Here is an 18,262-nt window from a genome sequence, read left to right as displayed (position 1 = left end):
ACAATATGAGCTGGGGCCTTTTAGCGGTCTGCGTTGTCCGCCTGGATCTCATCGAAGCCGGCGCGGGTCAGGAAGCCAAGCTGCGCTTCCTTCTCTTCCAGCTGGACGATCGGTCCCAGTTCGAAGCACGTCGCTTCCAGCCGACGAAGGGCCTTGGCGTTGCGGGCGTCCGGTTCCACGATGATCCGGTCCTTGCCTGGCACGGAGAACATGTACTTTATGAGCGAGGTTGCCAGCCGCGGCGTGAAGTGCGGGATAGGACGCGTTGCCGGTGCCAACAGGAGGTGCATTCCGATGTCCCCTTCACGCGCAGGGTAGACCTCGCCCACGGGATCGTGCAGGGGTTCGTAGGTCTGGAACAGGGCCAACGGCTCGCCGTCGAGGACCACCAGGAAGGCGTGGTGGGTGTCCAGGGAGTCCAGGAACTCGTAGATGCCCAGGACTTCCTCGCGCGGCTTTTCCGTCATGCCCCAGAACTTGGCGCGGGGCTGCGAAACCCACTCGTGGATGAGGTCGATGTCCTCGGCAGGAACCAAGGGGACAATCCGGAGCGAACCCCAGCCCTCAAGCTCTTCTGCGTAGATGGTGGTGCGGACGGCGAAGTCCTGGGTGGTGGTAGTCATGAGCTTCCTTTTGTGTGATGCGATGTGGTGTGTGCAGGTGCGAACTGATGTGATGCGGTGGTGAAAAACCGTGGTTGAAGCCAGGAGTCAGGCGTCTTTGGCGAGCCGTTCCCAGTCCGTGACCACGGGTACCAACTCCCCGGTGGACCACAGCGGCAACTGGTCGGAGAAGTGGGGGTGGTCCGGCTTGCCCGCGGCTCCGAAGGGCACAATCCAACGGCTGTTGCTGCGTTCGGACAAGTCCCAGACATAGCGGGCAACGGGCCCACGGAAGCTTCGATCCTCCACGCCGGGAAGGCTTTCCGTGCAAAGGACGCAGCCCGTGTCTCCGCTGAGCCGGGCTTCAGGGACGGAGCCGGCCCAAGGCCCCGGAAGCTCGTGCACAGGCAGGAGTTGGTGCCTGTCGCCCCACAGGTCCCCGTTCATGAACGACTCCTCCAATGCCACGTCCTCAAGGGCCGCGGCTGCTTCGACCGGGACGGCAATCCCCAGCTCCGAACCTCGGGCAACCAGCGTTTCAAGGGCGAAACCCACCCGGGAAGATGCCGACAACCACGGTCCGAACAGGGAGGAGTGCCCGGTGGGTTCAGCCAGGCGGGCCAACGCCGGGTGCCTGGCAATGCGCTGCACCAAGGCACCGCGCCAAGCGGCAAACACCGCGGCCGGATGGCTTTCTGCATCCATGTGCCCGTCCCAGACAAGCAACAGGGCGCGCAGCGTATGGGCCACAGGGGACAGGTCATCAGGGTCGAGGCCATCCAGGAGCTCCCGGAAGAACGGCCACGGACCAAGGAGCGAGTCCGAATGGATGGCCTGCATCCGGTCAACGGAGAGCGGACCCCGGGAAGATTCCAGGAGCTCCCTGATCCGGCGGGCCCTGTGTTCCGGGGCGAACTCGAGGGCCACAGCGTCCCCACCTCCGGCCGCGCGATCGTTGGCACTGACCGCGAACCTGGTGACTTCCGCGCGGGGGAGGGCAACGTACTGGCCATCCCACGCGTGGCGGGCGGACAGTCCGGGCACGGGAAGGCGACGGTTTGCAGGGTTCCGCTGCGGCACGAGACCGGCGACGAAGTGCCTCACGGACCCCGCAGAGTCGGCCGTGATCACGCTGTTCACCGGCTCCACCCACGAGTCGAGCGCGGCCTCCACCTCGGCAACCTGACGGCTCCGCAGCAGCGGAAGGAAGGCTTCGAAACCCAGGCGCCCCTCAACGTACGCGGGGAAGCGCAGGCTCAGCGCGCCGCCGTCGGGCGTTTCCGAGATGATTGGACCGCGGGCGGTCTCCAGGATCTCGACCTGGAGAGGGCCGGAACCGCGGACCGTGATGGTCTCGGAACTGACGCTCACCTGCTCCCAGCCTTCCGCGCCCCTGGCCAGGACCCGTTCGCGGTCCGTCCCACGGATTGGCACGCGGCGGAGGTGTTCCTCGAAAAGGTCCTGGTAGTCGGCCATGGCGTTGGTGATGGCCCACGCGGTATGGCCGGTGTGTCCGAAGTGCGGAAGCCCGGGAACTCCGGGGAAGGCGAAGCCCACGGCGTCGAAGTCCGGGCACGCAAGCCTGATCTGCTGGTACACGCCCGGCAATTCCATGAGCCGGTGCGGGTCGCCCGCAACAAGCGGCAGCCGACTGTCCGTCAGGGAACCGTGTGCCGCCCAGGCATTGCTGCCGGACCACACGGGAGCCTCGATGCTGAACAGGCTCACGGCGTGGTCACCGAGCGTCCGGGCGACGTGGGCCCGGAAGAGCTTGTTGGGAAACGTGGAGAACAGGATGTGGTGGACCAGGAAAACACCCAGGGGAGTCCACGGATTCCAGCGCTCAGGGGTTGCGTTGGCTTCTTCAAATTCCGGGCCGCTGCGCAAACCGTCAGCCAAGGCCTGGTTCACTCCGGCCACGTACTGCCCGCACCAACGCTGAGTGGCTTCATCGAGACCTTCGAAGCAGCGGCGGGCTGTGTCATCCACGCGGGCCTGCCGGGCGAACCGGTCCCACGCGACGGCGTCTCGACCGAGCAGTTCGGCCGTGCGGCCCTCGGACCGCCACCGTTCCAGCTCGATCTGCCACGATCGGTCCGCTGCTGCGTTGTATCCCTGCAGGAAAGCGAGTTCGTTGGCGGAGTCCGCCCACAGATGCGGGATTCCCCACTCATCGCGGTAGGTTCCGGTGCCGCCTGCCGGGGCGGGGTTTAGCGTCGGGGCAGACGTCATAATAAAGGACTGCTTTCGAGCTTAGGTTAGGCTTAGTTAAGTTCAAGATAGGTCCCTCGTGCCGGGTTCTCAAAATCCGCGCTGTTCGTGAAGGAGTGTTGCGTGAAGCGCAGTTGGGAAGGCGTGGTCCTCAAAGTGATGGGCGCCAAGGACTTCACGCTGGAAGTCACGGGCAGGGAGGAAATCTCACCGGATTTCCTGCGCATCCACGTCCGGGACGGCGGGTTGCTGATCGACAGCGAACCCCACCCCACCATGTGGATCCGCCTCTGGTTCGACGACGCCGGCAAGGGCCATCAGCGTGCATACACCTTGGTCAACCCTGACGCCCGCGCCGGGACCTTCAGCATGGACTTCGCCATGCATGATGGCATTGCCGCCGACTGGGCACGCACTGTCCAGCCGGGAACCACCATCGAGGCCACCGTCCAGGGGAGTGCTTTTGACTTTCCGCCCGCCCCGCGGCACCTCTGGGTTGTGGGCGATCCGGCCTCCATCCCTGCGATCAATTCGTTGCTCGACGCGCGCCCCGCGTCCGGCGTCACCGCGCCCGCGACGCTGTGGCTTGAGTACCAGCACGACGCCGACCCCTCGCTTGAGGTTCGCACGTCCGGTTCCGACGTGGTCACCTGGGTTCCGCGCAAGGGCGACGGCGCGTCCCTGGTTGCGGAAGTTTGCTCGGCGCTCTCGCACGACAGTGTCTCGCTCGAGGACGATTTCTTCTGGATTGCGTGCGAAGCCTCCAGCACGCGGGCAATCGTGAAACACCTGCGCAAGGTTCTGGGCGTGGACAAGCGCCGCATCGACGCGCTGGGATACTGGCGGGCCTGACGCTTTGGTGAGTTCCGCCGTCGTGCTTCTATATCGCACAGTCCGGGTACGGTGTGATGTTTGTCCTTGAATCGGCGTTTTGATCGGCTCTTATAGATCATTTGTGATATTTCTTGGGTATGACGCAAGCTACGCCAGAACACGTAGGCCTCCTGCTCCGCAACGCCCGCAGTGAAAAGGGCTGGACGCAAGGACAACTCGCTTCTGAGCTGGGAACCAGCCAGAGCGCCATTGCTCGCATGGAACAAGGCAGGCAAAACCTGAGCCTCCGGATGATCGAACGACTCGAAGCAATCTTTGGCCGGTCCATCGTCAAAGTGGGCCGGCCCCAAATGACGCACCTCCGGGTTGAAGGCGGCCGCACCCTCTCCGGGGAAGTGGACGTCAACAGCAGCAAGAACGCAGGCGTCGCCCTGCTCTGTGCCAGCCTCATCAACCGTGGCACCACTACGCTCCGGCGCCTGGCCCGGATCGAAGAGGTCAACCGCATCGTCGAAGTGCTGACGTCCATCGGCGTCGAATGCACCTGGCTCAACGGCAGCGACCTCCGCATCCGCCGGCCCGAGGTCCTGGATCTTGGATCGATGGACGTGGACGCGGCCCGCCGCACCCGCAGCGTGATCATGCTCCTCGGCCCGCTCCTGGATGAAACCAGCGAGTACCAACTGCCCTACGCCGGCGGTTGCGACCTTGGCACCCGTACTGTGGAACCCCACATGCAGGCATTGCGCGAATTCGGACTGACCGTGGAGGCCAAGTCCGGTTTCTACTCCGTGGCCGCTCCTCCCGCTGACGGGCACCACCGCTCCTTCGTGCTGACCGAACGTGGCGACACCGTGACGGAAAACGCGATCATGGCCGCCGCGCACCGCGAGGGCACCACCGTGATCCGCAACGCCAGCCCCAACTACATGGTCCAGGACCTGTGCTTCTACCTGCAGGGGTTGGGCGTAGGCATCGATGGCATCGGCACCACCACGCTGCGGATCACCGGCCGTCCCAGCATTGACGTGGACATTGAATACTTCCCGTCTGAAGACCCCATCGAGGCCATGTCCCTCATCACCGCCGGCATCGTCACCAACTCCGAGGTGACCATCCGCCGCGTGCCGATCGAGTTCATGGAGATCGAACTCGCCACGCTGGAGCAGATGGGCCAGAAGCTTGAGGTCTCCGGCGAGTACAAGGCACGCAACGGCCGCACCCGCTTGGTGGATGTGACTACCAAGCCTTCGGAACTCCGGGCTCCCCAGGACAAGATCCACCCCATGCCGTTCCCTGGCTTGAACATCGACAATCTCCCGTTCTTCGCCGTGATCGCTGGCAACGCCGAAGGCCAGACCATGATCCACGACTGGGTCTACGAGAACCGCGCCATCTACCTGACGGAGCTCAACAAGCTCGGCGCCCAGGTGCAGCTCCTGGACCCGCACCGGATCTACGTCAATGGACCCACCAAGTGGCGTGCGGCGGAAATCGGCTGCCCGCCGGCCCTCCGTCCGGCGGCTTGCCTGCTCCTGGCCATGCTCGCGGCCCGTGGAACCTCCGAGCTGCGGAACATCTACGTGATCGAGCGCGGCTACGAGGACCTGGCCGAGCGATTGAACACCATTGGCGCGAAGGTGGAGTACTTCCAGGACTAGCCAGGCTGGCGCACCCGTTCGCGCCATTCGCTCCCTTGGCTCGGCCCGGCCGCGCCGGTTTCCGCCGGTCGCACCAGGTCTACCTGGTGCGACCGGCGGGAAGGGGTGCGCGGCCGGAGCGCGGAGCGCAAAATGGAGCATGCGGACATTCGGGGTTGAGGAAGAACTGCTCATCGTCGATCCCGTGACGGGCGAGCCGTTGGCCCTCGCGGATGCACTGCTCAATGGGAGCCACCCGCAACAAGCAAGTACCGGGCTCAGCTACGAACTCAAGCTCGAGCAGATCGAAACCCAAACGCGGCCGTGCCACAGCTACGCAGACCTCCTGCACCAGATCCGGCGCGGCCGTGCCATGGCCAGCGAAGCTGCCCGGAAACACGGCGCCCGCATAGCAGCCCTCGGCACGTCCCCCTTGGCCTCCGCGACGCACACCACGCCCGATCCCCGCTACGCCGAGATGCTGGAGCGGTTCGGGTTGACGGCCCATGAACAATTGACGTGCGGCTTCCATGTGCACACCTCGGTTGAGTCGCCGGAGGAAGGGGTGGTGGTGCTGGACCATATCCGCGACAAGCTCGCGGTCCTCACGGCCCTGAGCGCAAACTCTCCCTACTGGCGTGGCCTTCCCACGGGCTTTGACAGCTACCGCATCCAGGCGTGGAACAGGTGGCCCACGTCCGGTCCGTCCGCAGTGTTCGGTTCGTTGACGGCCTATCGCCGAATGGTGAACCGGTTGCTGGACACCGGCGTGCTCCTTGACGAAGGCATGATCTACTTCGATGCGCGTATCTCGCGGAACCACCCCACAGTCGAGGTCCGGGTGGCCGACGTCTGCCTTCGGTCAGAGGACGCGGCCCTGGTTGCGGTACTGGTGCGGGCTTTGGTGGAAACGGCCTCCTTGGAAATGCTCGACGGCGTTGAGCCCTCCTCGGTGCCCACGGCGCTGCTGCGCATGGCCAGTTGGCAGGCCAGCAATGTAGGCCTCCGTGGAGACCTGCTGGACTTCGGGGAGTTCCGTCCCGAACCGGCTGCCGAAGTAGTGTGGGCCCTGGTGGACTACCTGAGCCCGGTCCTTGACGATCAGGGCGAGCTGGGCCTGGTCAAAGCCGGGATCGCGGACATCCTGGAGCGCGGAAACGGTGCCCACGAGCAACGAGAGGCTGTGACGCGTTTCAACCGCAAGCACCAGGGGCACCCGGAGAGCCCGCCAACCCCGGAAGCCCTCGCGGCCGCCGTCGGGCATGCCGCCAGGGTGACCGTGCGCGGAGCCTCAGCCGACGCGCACAAGGAACCCGGGCCGGTGCTCACAAGAGTCCGGCGGCTCTAGGGCGCGCAGGCGTGGCCAAGCGCGTCCAGGGCCTCGCAGGCTTCGTCTGCCCCGCTGTTGGCTGGGGTTCGCCGGTCCATGAAGGTTAGACCTGTTTGAGGGCCTTCTCCAGATCCAGGATGAGATCGTCCACGTCCTCAAGGCCTACGGACAACCGGACCACACCATCGCTCAACCCGATCGCTGCGCGACCCTCCGGTCCCATGGCGCGGTGCGTGGTGGTGGCCGGGTGGGTGATGAGGGACTTGGAGTCGCCCAGGTTGTTGGAGATGTCGATGACGCCCAGCCCGTCCAGGAGCGCGAATGCAGCTTCCTTGGCTGTGCGGCCACCGGACGGAGAGAGCTCGAACGTGAGCACGGTTCCGCCGGCCTTCATCTGCTTGGTGGCGAGCTCGTACTGCGGGTGCGACTTCAGCAGCGGGTACTTGACCCAGCTGATGGCCGGCTGCTGCTCAAGCCACTCGGCGATCTTCAGCGCGGAAGCCGAGCTGTGGTTCACGCGCAGGCCGATGGTCTCCAGGCCCTTGGTGAGCACCCACGCGTTGAACGAGGAAAGGGAAGGCCCGGTGTGGCGCATGAGCTGCTTGACGGGGCCGTCGATGTATTCCTTGGTGCCCAGGATCGCCCCGCCCATGACGCGCCCCTGGCCGTCGATGTGTTTGGTGCCGGAGTAGACGATAACGTCCGCGCCCAGGTCGCCGCAGCGCTGCAACAGGGGAGTGGCGAAGACATTGTCGACGACGACAGTCGCCCCCGCGGCATGGGCCAGTTCGCTGACGGCCGCGATGTCCACGATCTCCTGCATCGGGTTGGACGGGGATTCGAAGAAGACGGCGGTTGTGGGTTCAGAGAGCGCAGCGCGCCACTGGTCCAGGTCCGGACCGTCCACGAAGACGGTCTCCACACCCCAGCGTGGCAGGATCTCGTTGAGGATCACAAAGCAGGAGCCGAACAGCGAGCGGGCGGCAACCACACGGTCGCCGGCACCCAGCAGGGCACCCAGGGCCGTGAAGACCGCGGACATGCCGGACGCCGTCGCAAAGCAAGCTTCGGTGCCTTCGAGGAGGCGCAAACGCTCCTGGAAGGTGGCCACGGTCGGGTTGCCGTAGCGCGAGTAGACGAAGCGCTCGTCTTCGCCCGTGAAGGCGCGTTCGGCGGCCGCGGCGGATTCGTACACGAAGCCGGAGTTCAGGAAAACCGGCTCTGCGGTTTCCTGGAAGTTGGTACGGTCAAGGCCACCGCGGACGGCCTGGGTGTCTGGGCTCCAGCCGGCGGCGTCAGGATTGAAAGTCACTTTTAGTCGTTCCCCAGGTTCGTAGGCAGGCCACGGTTCTTCCAGCCGTTCACGGTTCGTTCGCCGTAACGGTCGGGTTCGCCTTCGAAGCCTTCAAGGACGTTGTAGGCAGTGAAACCGGCCTGGGTGGCGGCGATCGCGGCTGAGATGGAGCGCTGGCCCGAGCGGCAGATGAAAACGAGCTCCACGCCGTCGCCCTCTGGGGCCTGCTGCAGCAGGTCCTCGAGGAACCGCGAGTTCGGGATGCCACCGGCGAGGTTCCACTGGATGAACAAGGGATCGTTTTCCGTGGCCTTGGTGTCCGGGATGCCGATGTGGGCCCATTCGCCCTCGGTGCGCACGTCCACCAGGATGGCGCCGTCTTCAAGTTTTGCCCATGCGTCCTGCGGGGTCAGGTCACCTGCGTAGCTCATGCGTGGCCCTCGAATGCTTCCTCGTCCTCGTAGTTGTCCAACTCGTCCACGGCGCTCGCCACGGCCGCGTCCGCACTGGCCACTGCAGCGGGCAAAATGACGGCCTGTGCAACGATCACGTCAGTGCCATTGAACGTCGCTGCGGGATTTCCGTGCAGGACGTAGCCCTCAGCCAGGGCATTGCTGATCCGTTCGCAGAATTCACGGGTGTCGGGGCCTGTGATCAGGCGGTACGAGAGTTTTTCTTCAGTAGTTTCAGGCATTCGTGGTGCTCCTCAGTCACGCTTGCAGTTCGAAGTGTCGAATACGCCGAGTAGTCACCTGAGGCACCCCGCCGCGGGAGAGGGTTGCCGACCAGCAAGTCAGGGCTTAACGCTGGTGCTCATTACTCAAGAAAAACGTAACATCCACAGCCATGGCCCCGCATTTGGTGACGATGCCGCCGTCGTCATGTTGCGTAACCGGCGTGGCTCACCCGCTCCGCAGCGAGCGGACCGCAGCGCCGATGGTGGGAAAGAAATGGTCCGGTGTGAACCGCGCCGCAGAGCCGAGGCGCAGGAGTTTGTCCTTGACCGGTCCCTTGAGTTCGGCGAAGACCAGGTTGACGCCCTTCACCGCAAGCCACTCATCCAAGGTGACAAGGTCATCCAAGGCGGTGGTATCAATCCCGGTGATGGGTTCGGACGCCAGGACAACGTGGGTGATGCCTTGGGGTGCGTCGCCGAGTTCCTCCCGGACGAAAGTTGCCAGTACCTGGCCGTTTCCAAAGAAAAGGGGAGCATCGAAGCGAAGGATGAGGAGTCCCGGAATCCGCTGGCCTTCGGGGTGCCGGTCGAGGTCGTGGTAGCCGGGAAGGCCTTTCTCGGCACCGAGCTCCACGCGGTACGGATCCCACGCCCGGCGGACGAAGTCCAGCAACGCCAACGCGATCGCAACCACTATGCCCTGCAGGACGCCCAGCGTCAGGACGCCCAGGAACGCAGCGAGCATCACCACGGACTCACTGCGGCTTAGGACAAGCAGCCGCTTGACTCCGGAGGGATCCGCGAGTGCTATGGCGGCCGCTATGACGACGGCGGCGAGCGTCGCCGAGGGCAGGTATTGGGTGACTCCCGGGGCCAGGAGCATAAAGGCCAGTACCAACACCGAGCCCACCACCCCGGTCATCTGGGACTTGGCGCCGGCATCCACGGCTACCGGGGTCCTGGATGAACTTCCGGAAATGGGAAAGCCGCCCAGCAGCCCGGTGGCAGCATTGGCCGCTCCGAGTGCTGCCATCTCCCTGTTGCCGGACACCCGCTTGCCCTCCTTGGCTGCGAGCGACTGTGACAGGACGCCGGTGTCCGCAAAAGCCATGAGGGCAATGCCTGCCGCCGCCGGCAGCAGCATAAGGACGTCGGCCCATTCAAGGCCCACCAGCGCGGGCGCCGGCACTCCCTGCGGCAGGACCCCGGCCACCTTTACGGCACCACCCAGGCCCAGCACAGCCGTAGCCACGCATGAGCCCACAACGGCGAACAAGACCCCTGGCACCTTCCACTTCATGAGCTTCGGGATCCAAATGAGCGCCAGCGAACCAACCCCCAGCAGCAGTGCGGGGACGTTGACACCTCCGGTGACTACCGCGGAGGTGACCTGTGCCAGCTTCTGCCAGATGTCGCCGTCGGCCTCTATCCCCAGGAAAGCCGGCAGCTGCGAGAGGGCCACCAGCAGCGCGATCCCGTTCAGGTACCCCAGCCGGATGGGCTTGGAGAGCAGGCCGGTGATGGTCCCCAGTTTCACTGCGGAGCCGGCCAACATGATGGCTCCCACCAGCAACGCCAGAAGTCCCGCCAGAGCCACGGATCTTTCGCTGCTCCCGGCCGCCAAAGGGATCACCGCCGCTGCGATAAGGGGCGCCAGGGCGGAGTCGGGCCCGAGGACCATGATGCGGGAAGGACCCACGACGGCGTACACGAGGAGGGGAACGACGGTTGCATAGAGCCCGGTGACAGGCGGCAGCCCGGCTGCCTGCGCATACGCCATGCCCGCGGGGACCAACAGCGCGAACAGGGCCGCGCCCGCCACGATATCGTGGCGGATCCATTCGCGTTTGTAGCCCTTGTGGGCCCGGAAACCACCGAGCCGCTTCATGGCTGAGTGCACGTTGGCCGAGGCGCCCATACACAGATCATTCCGGACGGGGCGTGCCGGGGGAAGGCCGGGGAGGGCCCCAAAATGTGACGCCGCGGGAGCATAATTGACGCAGTACGACCCCCTGTAACTTCGCATGAAATCAGGTCGCGGTGAACGGACACAGCAGTTCTACACTCAAGCCCATGCTGCATTTTGGATGGTTCGTGGGCCACGGATTCGGAGTCCAGGGCTGGGGGACTCCCGGCTACGGCCTGGGCTACGACTGGAAGAAACCCGCGCTGTACCAGGAGGCTGTGAGGGCGTTTGAGCGATCCGGGCTGGACCTGTTCATCATCGAGGATTCCCTCACCGTCCCGGATACGTACGGCGGCACGGCTGAGGTGTCCTTGGCCCACGCGTCCTTCGCGCCGAAGCACGACCCCCTGGCCCTGGTCCCGTACCTGCTCTCTGCTACGGAGCATTTGGGCATAGTCCCCACTGTCAGCGCGTCCTTCTACCCTCCCTTCACCGCTGCCCGCCTCCTGGCTACGCTCCAGCACTTCTCCGAAGGCCAGCTTGGCTGGAACGTGGTGACCTCGGGAAGCGACCTTGCCGCCCAGAACTACGGGCTGGACCAGCAGATCGAACACGACCTCCGTTATGAAAAGGCGGAGGAATTCGTCGACGTCGTCAGGCGGCTGTGGCGGAGCTGGGAACCCGGCGCTGTGCTGGAGGACGTCTCTGCTGGTGTCTTTGCCGACCACACCAAGGTGCACCCAATCAACCACCAGGGGGATTTCTTCAAGGTTCGTGGGCCGCTCAACACGGCGCCGTTGCCGGAGGAACCGGTGCTGGTGCAGGCCGGGGCCTCGCCCCGCGGCAAGGCCTTCGCCGGCGGAAACGCGGACGTGGCGATCGCTTTGGCGCGCGGAGTGGACGGCATGAAGGCCTACCGCGATTCCATCCGGGCCGAGGCATCGAAAGCCGGGAGGAATCCCGACGACGTCAAGGTCCTTTTCGTCCTCAAGCCCACCGTGGTGGGGTCCACGGCAGAGGCGGAGGACCTGAGGACGCAGCGCCGGGAGCTCACGCAGCGGGACATCGACAGCCAACTCAACTCGATCTCCTACCTCTCCGTGATCGACTTCAAGAAGTTCGACCTCGACGAGCCCCTCCCCACCCTGAGCACCAACAGCAACCAAGGAACACTGGAACACTTCTCCAAGGCAGCCCCTCCAGGGTCCACGTTGCGCCAGATCCTTCAAGCGCGCAGCGGGGGAGCGGGAGACTCGATCATTGGCACTGCCTCGGAGATCGCCGATTACCTCGAAGAGACCGGCGAAGCTGTTGGCGGCGACGGTTTCCTCTTCTCCGGGTTCGTGGATCCGGTGACGGTCCACTCCGTGCTGGACAAACTCACGCCGGAGCTTCGGCGCCGCGGACTGTTGAGGAGCAGTTACGGCAACGGTGGCTTCCGCCAAAACCTCCTGGACTTCTGACATGGCACCCGAGCCCAAGGAACTGGTGATTGGGGCCGCCGCGCTGCCTCCCGAGCGCTTGGCCCATGTCGCCTCTGATCCTGCGTTTCACGTGAAACTCAACCACGATGCGTTGACATTGATGGGCCGTTCACGGGAAGTCGTGGAACGGACGGCCGCATCCGGGCAACGCGTCTACGGGCTCAACACCCTGCTGGGTTCCGGGCGGGACACTGTTGTGGAGGAGGAGTCCGTCCTCAGCTACCAAGTGCAGGTGGTCCGCTACCACAACAGCGGAGTGGGCCCGTATCTGGACCTTGCCGCCGCCCGGGCCGTCATCCTCGCCCGGCTCATCGGTTTCAGCCGCGGCGGTTCCGGCGTCCGTCCCGAAACGGCCGGCTTTTACGCCGAACTCCTGAACCGCGGGGTGCATCCCGCGATCCCGAGCGAGGGCTCAGTGGGTTCTTCCGATCTGACCCAGCTTGCCGCCGTGGCCGCCGTCGCCATCGGTGAAGGCGAAGCCTTCGACGCCGACGGCACCCTGATGTCCGGCGCCAAGGCGCTCGCCGACGCCGGGCTGCAGCCACTCACGCTCGCGGCGGGGGAGGCGTTGGCCCTGGTCAGCGCAAACAGCTACTCTGTCGGAGCCGGAGCGCTCGCGCTGTTGCGCCTGCAGCACTTGGCGGAGCTTGCCGACGTCGGGCTTGCGCTGTCCCTGGAAACCACCGCAAGGTACGACGGCGGCGGGAACCTGAGTCCCTTTTCGTCGGTCATCCAGGCGGCCAAGGCGGTGGACGGGCAGCGCGAATCGGCCGCCGCTGTCCGCCGGCTCTTGGCCGGTGGGTGGTTGGAAGACGTCCGTCCCGAGGTCTCCGTGCAGGACGCCCTGTCCTTCAGGGCCGCGCCGCAAACCCACGGGGCGTTCCGGGCCCTGGTTTCGCAGCTTCGCTCGGCGCTCGACGTGGAGTTGAACGGCCGCGGTGACAATCCCTTGGTGGATATTGAGTCCGGACAGATGGTCTCCGGTGGGAACTTCCAGCCGATGCAGCTTGCTTTGTCCTTCGAAGGCCTTCGCCTGGCCTTGGCGCATGTGGGGATCTCCAGCGAACGCCGGATCGCCAAACTGTACCCGCCGCAGCGTTCCATCCGGGCCAAGCACCTGGCCGCCGCGGCCGCCGGATCCGGGCTGGCACACGAAGAGCTTCCAGGCTTGCTGTGGTACTCCGCGGCCGGTCTGCTGGCCGAACTCAAGTTCCTCGCGGCTCCGGCCACCCTTGGAGCGCCAACCCTGTCCGCCGACGTCGAAGACCATTCGACGCTCGCGCCACTTGCCCTGCAGCAACTCGAAAAGTCACTCGACGCCTTGGAGAAACTCCTGGCCATTGAAGCCCTGACGGCGTCATACCTGCTGCTCGAAGCGGGAGCCGCGCAACCGCTCGGGAAAGGGACTGCCGCCGTCGTGGGTCGCTTGGCTGATGTGCTGGCGGAGCGGCCGTCGGCGCCTGAACTCGTTGAACGGGCATGGCGTGGGCTGCGCGAGGCAGTGGCGGAGGTACGGGTGGGGCAGAGGCCAGACCAGGTGCGCAGCTTCCGGGACACGGACGTTGCCCCAGCGGAAGGAGGCGGAACATGGTGACCACGGCAGCCCGCAGGCACGGGGTGCATGCTGCAATGGAGGCGCCCGACGGGCTCGACGCCTCCGTGTTGGAAAAGGTGGGAAATACCCCGCTGGTGAAGTTGGAGAAGCTGGGCAGGGGCCTGGGCAGCAGCATCCACGTCAAGCTTGAGTCGGAGAATCCCGGCGGATCCATCAAGGATCGCACCGCGTTGAGCATGGTTCGGGCGGCCGAAAGATCCGGTGAACTGCGGCCCGGAGCCACCATTGTGGAGAGTACGTCTGGCAACACGGGAATTGGCCTTGCACTGATCGGACACCTGACCGGACATCCCGTGGTGGTGGTAACCGGGGACACTATTTCCGAGGAGAAGCTCGCCGCACTCCACAACTATGGCGCCCGCGTGATCCTGACTGACTGGAACGCGCCCTCGGAATCGCCGGAGAACGCCCGGGCAGTGGCTGCCCGGATCACCGCCGAGACCCCTGACGCGTGGCGGCCCATGCAGTTCGACAACCCGGCCAACCCGCTGGCTCACTATGAATCCACCGGGCCGGAGATCTGGGACCAGACCGGTGGGTTGATCACGCACTTCGTCGCGGGCATTGGTACCGGTGGGACCATCAGCGGGAATGGCCGATATTTGAAGGAACAAGTGGCGCGTTTCCGGCCGGGCGGGCATGTTGAAGTGGTGGGCGCCGACCCCTATGGCTCCGCTTACAGTGGCGGGCACCCCGGAGAGATCCTGGTGGACGGCGTGGGTAACTCCTGGCCGCAGTCTGAGTGGCCCAAGGCGTTCGACCGCTCCATCGTGGACCGTTTCCTGCGCATTCCCAACGACGAGGTGTACACCGTGGTCCACCGGCTCCTCGACGAGGAAGGACTGTCCCTGGGGCCGTCGTCCGGGCTCACCGTGGCTGCCGCTTTGCGGGTGGCGCGCGCGGCGCCGCGCGGCTCCGTGGTGGTTGCCATAGCCCCCGACGCCGGCACGAACTACCTGAGCAAGGCGTTCAACCCGTCGTGGCTGGCCGAGAACCACATCCGCCTCGCCGCGGACACCCCCAACCCCCGCGACTAGGACCCTCTCTCACCAAATCCCCCCTTTCCGCCGACGCTCTCTCGCCTTACCGCCCGTTCCTGCGGACGCTCTCTCGCCTTACCGCCCGTTCCTGCGGATGCTCTCTCGCTGCGTTAGGCTCCACATATGCCCGAACAGGAAACAACGCCGCGCCTTGCAGGCTATCTGGACAAGCAACAACCCGAGCTTTACGCGACGCTCACCCAGTACTCCCAGCAGTTGGTTGATGAAGCCGACCGCATTGGTATCCCACGCCGTACCTTGGAACTCATCAATTACCTGTGCTCGCAGATCAACGGCTGCGCATTCTGCCTGGACCTGCATCATCGTCGGGCTTTGAAGTACGGCGAAACGGAACAGCGACTGTCCTTGGTGGCCGTGTATAGGGAAGTCCCACTGTTCGAGCCCTCCGAGGTTGTGGCCATGAAGATGGCCGAGCAGATTACGCGGATGAGCTCATCCCGGCCCAGCGCAGAGCTGTTCGCCGAGGCCCGCCAGCACTACTCGGACGGGCAAATCAGTGTGCTCTGCATGGCAGCCATCGGCATCAATGCTTTCAACCGGCTCTCCATCCTCAGCGAGCACCCCGTGAGGGCGGCCAAGAAGTAGCGGCTGGGCCTTAGGGGTGTGCGGCCACGACCTTCTTTGGGCGCCGACCGCGCCTCAAAGCCGAGGTTTCCCGGCGTGTTGGGCATTTTCTGCAGCAAAGTGGGTCGTGGCGGCACGCATTCAGTGGTGTAGTGGCCTTGCTTCAAACAGCATCAGCCCCTGCACAACCTGGAAAGGTTGCACAGGGGCTGCTTCGCAGCGAAGAAAGCCCATGCTCCGCAGAGCTTGGTTTGGGCTGGCAACGTCGGGAGCCTACTTGGTCCTTTTCCGCAGCCCGGAAGGTCAGGAGTCCACTTGCTCCTTCGCCGCAGCCTCCAGGTCCTTCTCCGTGCCCACCAGGGCGAGCTTCCGCCGTCGTCCGTACTTGAAGTAGAAGAAGCCGTAACAGGCGCCAACAAAGGGGACGCCGAACAGCAGGGCGGCCACCTGGTTGGGGTCGAACGCGATGCCCACCAACGAGACCACGCAGAGCGCGAAGGCCACGATCGGCACCAGCGGGAACAACGGTGCCCGGTAGGCGAGGGTGGAAGGGTCGCCGCCGTTCCGCACGAAGGTCCGCCGGTACATGAAGTGGGATGCCACGATGGACATCCACACACCCACAGTGGCGAAGCCTGCGATGGACACCAGCACCAAGTACACCGTCGCCGGGGCCACGATGCTGCTGATCAGGGAAGCCAGGCCACCGAGCATGCTCACGCAGAGGGCCACGAGCGGGATGCCCCTCTTTGTTAGTTTCCGGAAGGCCCTGGGTGCGTGGCCTTCGTCAGCGAGCGAGAAGAGCATCCGGGCACAGGAGAACAGGCCGCAGTTGCCCGCCGACAACAACGCCGTGATGATGACGAAGTTCATGATGTCCGCGGCGAACGGAATCCCAAGCATGGAGAAGACGGTGACGAACGGGCTCTCGTCCACGCTCACTTTCTCATAGGGGATGGTGGCGGCGATGACAGTGATGGCACCGACGAAGAAGATCAGGAGCCGGATGACCGTGGTGCGCATGGCTTTGGGGATGTTCTTGGCGGGGTCGGCCGTTTCACCGGCAGCGACCCCGATCAGTTCCGAGCCCGAGAAAGCATAGAAGACCGCGAGGCACGTCACGAACACGCCCGTGAAGCCGTTGGGGAACAACCCCTGATCCGTGGAGAAGTTCTCGGTCAGGGACGGATAATCACCGGCGGCCATCGGGTGGAAGCCAAACAGGGCGGCGCCGCCCAGGATGATCAGGCCGACGACGGCGGCAACCTTGATCAGCGCGAACCAGAACTCCGATTCGCCAAAGACCCGCGATGAAATGGCATTCAGTGTGAACAGGACGGTGGCGAACACGAAGCACCAGATCCAGACGTCGACCCCGGGGAACCAGCGTTGCATTAGCAGCCCAGCCGCAGTGAACTCGGAGCCGAGGGCCACGGCCCAGCAGAGCCAGTAGAGCCAGGCCGTGGCAAAACCGGTGGCAGGCCCGATGGTCCGGGCAGCGTAGATGTGGAAGGCGCCGGAAACAGGGAACGCAACGGCGAGTTCCCCGAGGCAGGCCATGACCAGGTAGACCACCAGGGCGCCTACAAGGAACGCGATCACGGCTCCCAGCGGCCCGGCGGTGGCGATGGTGTACCCGGAACTGACGAACAGGCCTGAGCCGATGACGCCTCCCATGGCAATCATCACCAAGTGCCGGGCCTCCATGGACCGGCGAAGGCCTGCGGTGGAGGCGCCTTTTTCCGAGGACACCTCGGTTGCCGATGTTTCGGCTTGTGTGGGGGAGCTGAGTCCCATATTCCCTCCGGGAAGTTAGACGGCAAAGTCTGAAGGCAGTGCCAGTGTGGAGTGACCCAACTAACACGAGAACAAGGTTCATCACATGGGGACGACCCGGTTCAAGGAGGATAAGAAACGCGAATGAACGCATGCGGCAGCTATTGCTGAGCATAAGAGTTCCTCATCAAAAGGTAACGCGAGCGATTACTCTACTTGCTGCCTGCTAAGTTCCAAGCGGGCAGTCCTCACCCACGGTCTACTCGATGCCGGCGAACAACTCGTTGAGTTCGGCCGTCAGCTGCTTGCGAATGGCCGGCGAACCGATCTCCTTGCCATTGATGTGGTTCACGGGCGCGATCAGCCGGATGCTGGAAATCAGCCACACAGCATCGGCGTCAAACAGGTCCTGCGGCTCCAGCGGCCCGTAGCCGAGCTCCCAGCCTGCAGCCTTCGCCGCTGCGAACAACGCGCCTTGCGACGTACCCGGCAGGATGCCGCTGTCCAGTTGCGGGGTGATGAGGCGACGGACCGTACGGAATGAACCGTCGCCGTCGTCGACTGTCTCCAAGTGGGCCAGCAGCACAGTGGACGTCGGGCCTTCCAGGACGCGACCATCCGTCGAAGTGAAGATGGCATCGTCCGCGCCCTGTTTGTGGGCGTACCGGAGGGCGGCCATGTTCACGGCATAGGACAGCGTCTTGGCACCCAGCAGCAGCCAAGGCGCGCGCTCGCCGGCCTCCGTGTCGAAACCGCGGTCAAGAAGAACGACGTCGATACCCGTCTCCCGCTGTCGGCGGCTGCCCGCGGGTGAGGGCGAAGCCTGGACCCAGCAGGTGGGGCTCGTGGCGCCCTCCACACCCCGGGTGACCAGCAGCTTGACGACTACCTCGTCCTCTTCCGGCGTCGGAGCGGGGTGCGTGGAACGGAACTCGGTGATTGCGGTCCCGATGGCCTTGCGCCACGATTCCTGGTCAGGAAGGGCCAAGTCCAGTGCCGCTGCGGAACTGCCCAAACGGTTCAGGTGCGCCTGGACTTTGCGCGGCCGGCCCTGGACTGCCAGGAGCGATTCAAAGACTCCATCGCCGCGGGTTGCTCCCAGGTCCGTAGCCATGAGTTGGGGTTGGCTGGAATCGGCAATCCGGCCGTTTTCGAAGGCGGGATCAAGGAAAACGAGGACCGTCGGCGCTGGAGAAGTCATGTTCCCAGCTTAGTGGCGCCGTCCCGCGCGGGCTGGCGGATAGGCTGTGGTCAACGTTGGTTGTTGGA

The 18,262-nt window shown here is 64.8% G+C and carries 15 protein-coding genes and 1 riboswitch; of the genes, 7 read left to right on the top strand and 8 right to left on the bottom strand.

Annotated elements, in window-relative coordinates; translation table 11 throughout:
* Positions 1-20: 20 nt before the first annotated feature.
* Positions 21-623 (bottom strand): GNAT family N-acetyltransferase, encoded by a 603-nt coding sequence (locus tag ACIPV6_RS12635; protein ID WP_400271213.1) that lies wholly within the window; start codon positions 621-623, stop codon positions 21-23.
* Positions 624-710: 87 nt separating this feature from the next.
* Positions 711-2,834 carry a penicillin acylase family protein gene (locus tag ACIPV6_RS12630; RefSeq protein ID WP_400271212.1) on the bottom strand — a complete coding sequence of 708 codons (2,124 nt, stop codon included), beginning with the start codon at positions 2,832-2,834 and terminating at the stop codon, positions 711-713.
* A gap of 102 nt (positions 2,835-2,936) precedes the next feature.
* Here ACIPV6_RS12630 and ACIPV6_RS12625 point away from each other — a divergent pair, with 102 nt between their 5' ends.
* The 3 genes from ACIPV6_RS12625 (at position 2,937) to ACIPV6_RS12615 (ending at position 6,635) form a co-directional block, all read left to right on the top strand.
* Positions 2,937-3,665 carry a siderophore-interacting protein gene (locus ACIPV6_RS12625; RefSeq protein ID WP_400271211.1) on the top strand — a complete coding sequence of 243 codons (729 nt, stop codon included), beginning with the start codon at positions 2,937-2,939 and terminating at the stop codon, positions 3,663-3,665.
* Between the two features lie 119 nt (positions 3,666-3,784).
* Positions 3,785-5,308 (top strand): UDP-N-acetylglucosamine 1-carboxyvinyltransferase, encoded by a 1,524-nt coding sequence (locus ACIPV6_RS12620; RefSeq protein ID WP_400271210.1) that lies wholly within the window; start codon positions 3,785-3,787, stop codon positions 5,306-5,308.
* A 139-nt stretch (positions 5,309-5,447) separates the two neighbouring features.
* Positions 5,448-6,635, top strand: a complete 1,188-nt coding sequence (locus ACIPV6_RS12615; protein ID WP_400271209.1) for a glutamate--cysteine ligase — start codon at positions 5,448-5,450, stop codon at positions 6,633-6,635.
* A gap of 85 nt (positions 6,636-6,720) precedes the next feature.
* Here the strand turns inward: ACIPV6_RS12615 and ACIPV6_RS12610 are convergent, their stop codons facing one another.
* The 4 genes from ACIPV6_RS12610 to ACIPV6_RS12595 form a co-directional block, all read right to left on the bottom strand.
* Positions 6,721-7,929, bottom strand: a complete 1,209-nt coding sequence (locus ACIPV6_RS12610; protein WP_400271208.1) for an O-succinylhomoserine sulfhydrylase — start codon at positions 7,927-7,929, stop codon at positions 6,721-6,723.
* Positions 7,930-7,931: 2 nt separating this feature from the next.
* Complete coding sequence (locus ACIPV6_RS12605; RefSeq protein ID WP_400271207.1) at positions 7,932-8,342, bottom strand: rhodanese-like domain-containing protein; 411 nt, start codon at positions 8,340-8,342, stop codon at positions 7,932-7,934.
* Positions 8,339-8,605 carry a DUF1737 domain-containing protein gene (locus ACIPV6_RS12600; RefSeq protein ID WP_400271206.1) on the bottom strand — a complete coding sequence of 89 codons (267 nt, stop codon included), beginning with the start codon at positions 8,603-8,605 and terminating at the stop codon, positions 8,339-8,341. Before ACIPV6_RS12600 ends, ACIPV6_RS12605 begins: the two co-directional genes overlap by 4 nt.
* A gap of 13 nt (positions 8,606-8,618) precedes the next feature.
* A riboswitch (SAM riboswitch) is annotated at positions 8,619-8,732 on the bottom strand.
* Positions 8,733-8,813: 81 nt separating this feature from the next.
* Positions 8,814-10,505, bottom strand: a complete 1,692-nt coding sequence (locus ACIPV6_RS12595; protein WP_400271205.1) for a SulP family inorganic anion transporter — start codon at positions 10,503-10,505, stop codon at positions 8,814-8,816.
* Between the two features lie 122 nt (positions 10,506-10,627).
* Between ACIPV6_RS12595 and ACIPV6_RS12590 the strand changes: the two genes are divergently transcribed.
* The 4 genes from ACIPV6_RS12590 to ACIPV6_RS12575 all read left to right on the top strand — a co-directional run bounded on the left by ACIPV6_RS12590 (position 10,628) and on the right by ACIPV6_RS12575 (position 15,238).
* Positions 10,628-11,956, top strand: a complete 1,329-nt coding sequence (locus tag ACIPV6_RS12590) for an NtaA/DmoA family FMN-dependent monooxygenase (RefSeq protein ID WP_400271204.1) — start codon at positions 10,628-10,630, stop codon at positions 11,954-11,956.
* A 1-nt stretch (position 11,957) separates the two neighbouring features.
* Positions 11,958-13,571 (top strand): aromatic amino acid ammonia-lyase, encoded by a 1,614-nt coding sequence (locus ACIPV6_RS12585; protein WP_400271203.1) that lies wholly within the window; start codon positions 11,958-11,960, stop codon positions 13,569-13,571.
* Positions 13,565-14,629 carry a PLP-dependent cysteine synthase family protein gene (locus tag ACIPV6_RS12580; RefSeq protein ID WP_400271202.1) on the top strand — a complete coding sequence of 355 codons (1,065 nt, stop codon included), beginning with the start codon at positions 13,565-13,567 and terminating at the stop codon, positions 14,627-14,629. The genes ACIPV6_RS12585 and ACIPV6_RS12580 overlap by 7 nt, the downstream gene beginning before the upstream one ends.
* 126 nt (positions 14,630-14,755) lie before the next feature.
* A complete protein-coding gene (locus tag ACIPV6_RS12575; protein ID WP_400271201.1) occupies positions 14,756-15,238 on the top strand; it encodes a carboxymuconolactone decarboxylase family protein in 483 nt (160 codons plus the stop codon).
* A gap of 282 nt (positions 15,239-15,520) precedes the next feature.
* Here ACIPV6_RS12575 and ACIPV6_RS12570 read toward each other — a convergent pair whose 3' ends face one another.
* Together ACIPV6_RS12570 and ACIPV6_RS12565 are read right to left on the bottom strand one after the other, a co-directional pair.
* Positions 15,521-17,014, bottom strand: a complete 1,494-nt coding sequence (locus tag ACIPV6_RS12570) for an amino acid permease (RefSeq protein WP_400271200.1) — start codon at positions 17,012-17,014, stop codon at positions 15,521-15,523.
* Positions 17,015-17,252: 238 nt separating this feature from the next.
* A complete protein-coding gene (locus ACIPV6_RS12565; protein WP_400271199.1) occupies positions 17,253-18,194 on the bottom strand; it encodes an aminodeoxychorismate lyase in 942 nt (313 codons plus the stop codon).
* Positions 18,195-18,262 lie beyond the last annotated feature (68 nt).

This window comes from Paenarthrobacter sp. NPDC089988, assembly GCF_044748465.1.
Classification (GTDB): Bacteria; Actinomycetota; Actinomycetes; order Actinomycetales; family Micrococcaceae; genus Arthrobacter.
The sequence above is the reverse complement of the archived record's forward strand: the minus strand, read 5'-3'. Positions and strand labels throughout refer to the sequence as shown.

What these genes read in the sequence shown, in the direction of transcription:
- ACIPV6_RS12595 (WP_400271205.1), bottom strand. Translation starts at nt 10,505, where the DNA reads ATGGGCGCCTCGGCCAACGTGCACTCAGCCATGAAGCGGCTCGGTGGT.
- ACIPV6_RS12605 (WP_400271207.1), bottom strand. Translation starts at nt 8,342, where the DNA reads ATGAGCTACGCAGGTGACCTGACCCCGCAGGACGCATGGGCAAAACTT.
- ACIPV6_RS12620 (WP_400271210.1), top strand. Translation starts at nt 3,785, where the DNA reads ATGACGCAAGCTACGCCAGAACACGTAGGCCTCCTGCTCCGCAACGCC.
- ACIPV6_RS12580 (WP_400271202.1), top strand. Translation starts at nt 13,565, where the DNA reads ATGGTGACCACGGCAGCCCGCAGGCACGGGGTGCATGCTGCAATGGAG.
- ACIPV6_RS12635 (WP_400271213.1), bottom strand. Translation starts at nt 623, where the DNA reads ATGACTACCACCACCCAGGACTTCGCCGTCCGCACCACCATCTACGCA.
- ACIPV6_RS12570 (WP_400271200.1), bottom strand. Translation starts at nt 17,014, where the DNA reads ATGGGACTCAGCTCCCCCACACAAGCCGAAACATCGGCAACCGAGGTG.
- ACIPV6_RS12630 (WP_400271212.1), bottom strand. Translation starts at nt 2,834, where the DNA reads ATGACGTCTGCCCCGACGCTAAACCCCGCCCCGGCAGGCGGCACCGGA.
- ACIPV6_RS12600 (WP_400271206.1), bottom strand. Translation starts at nt 8,605, where the DNA reads ATGCCTGAAACTACTGAAGAAAAACTCTCGTACCGCCTGATCACAGGC.
- ACIPV6_RS12575 (WP_400271201.1), top strand. Translation starts at nt 14,756, where the DNA reads ATGCCCGAACAGGAAACAACGCCGCGCCTTGCAGGCTATCTGGACAAG.
- ACIPV6_RS12565 (WP_400271199.1), bottom strand. Translation starts at nt 18,194, where the DNA reads ATGACTTCTCCAGCGCCGACGGTCCTCGTTTTCCTTGATCCCGCCTTC.
- ACIPV6_RS12585 (WP_400271203.1), top strand. Translation starts at nt 11,958, where the DNA reads ATGGCACCCGAGCCCAAGGAACTGGTGATTGGGGCCGCCGCGCTGCCT.
- ACIPV6_RS12615 (WP_400271209.1), top strand. Translation starts at nt 5,448, where the DNA reads ATGCGGACATTCGGGGTTGAGGAAGAACTGCTCATCGTCGATCCCGTG.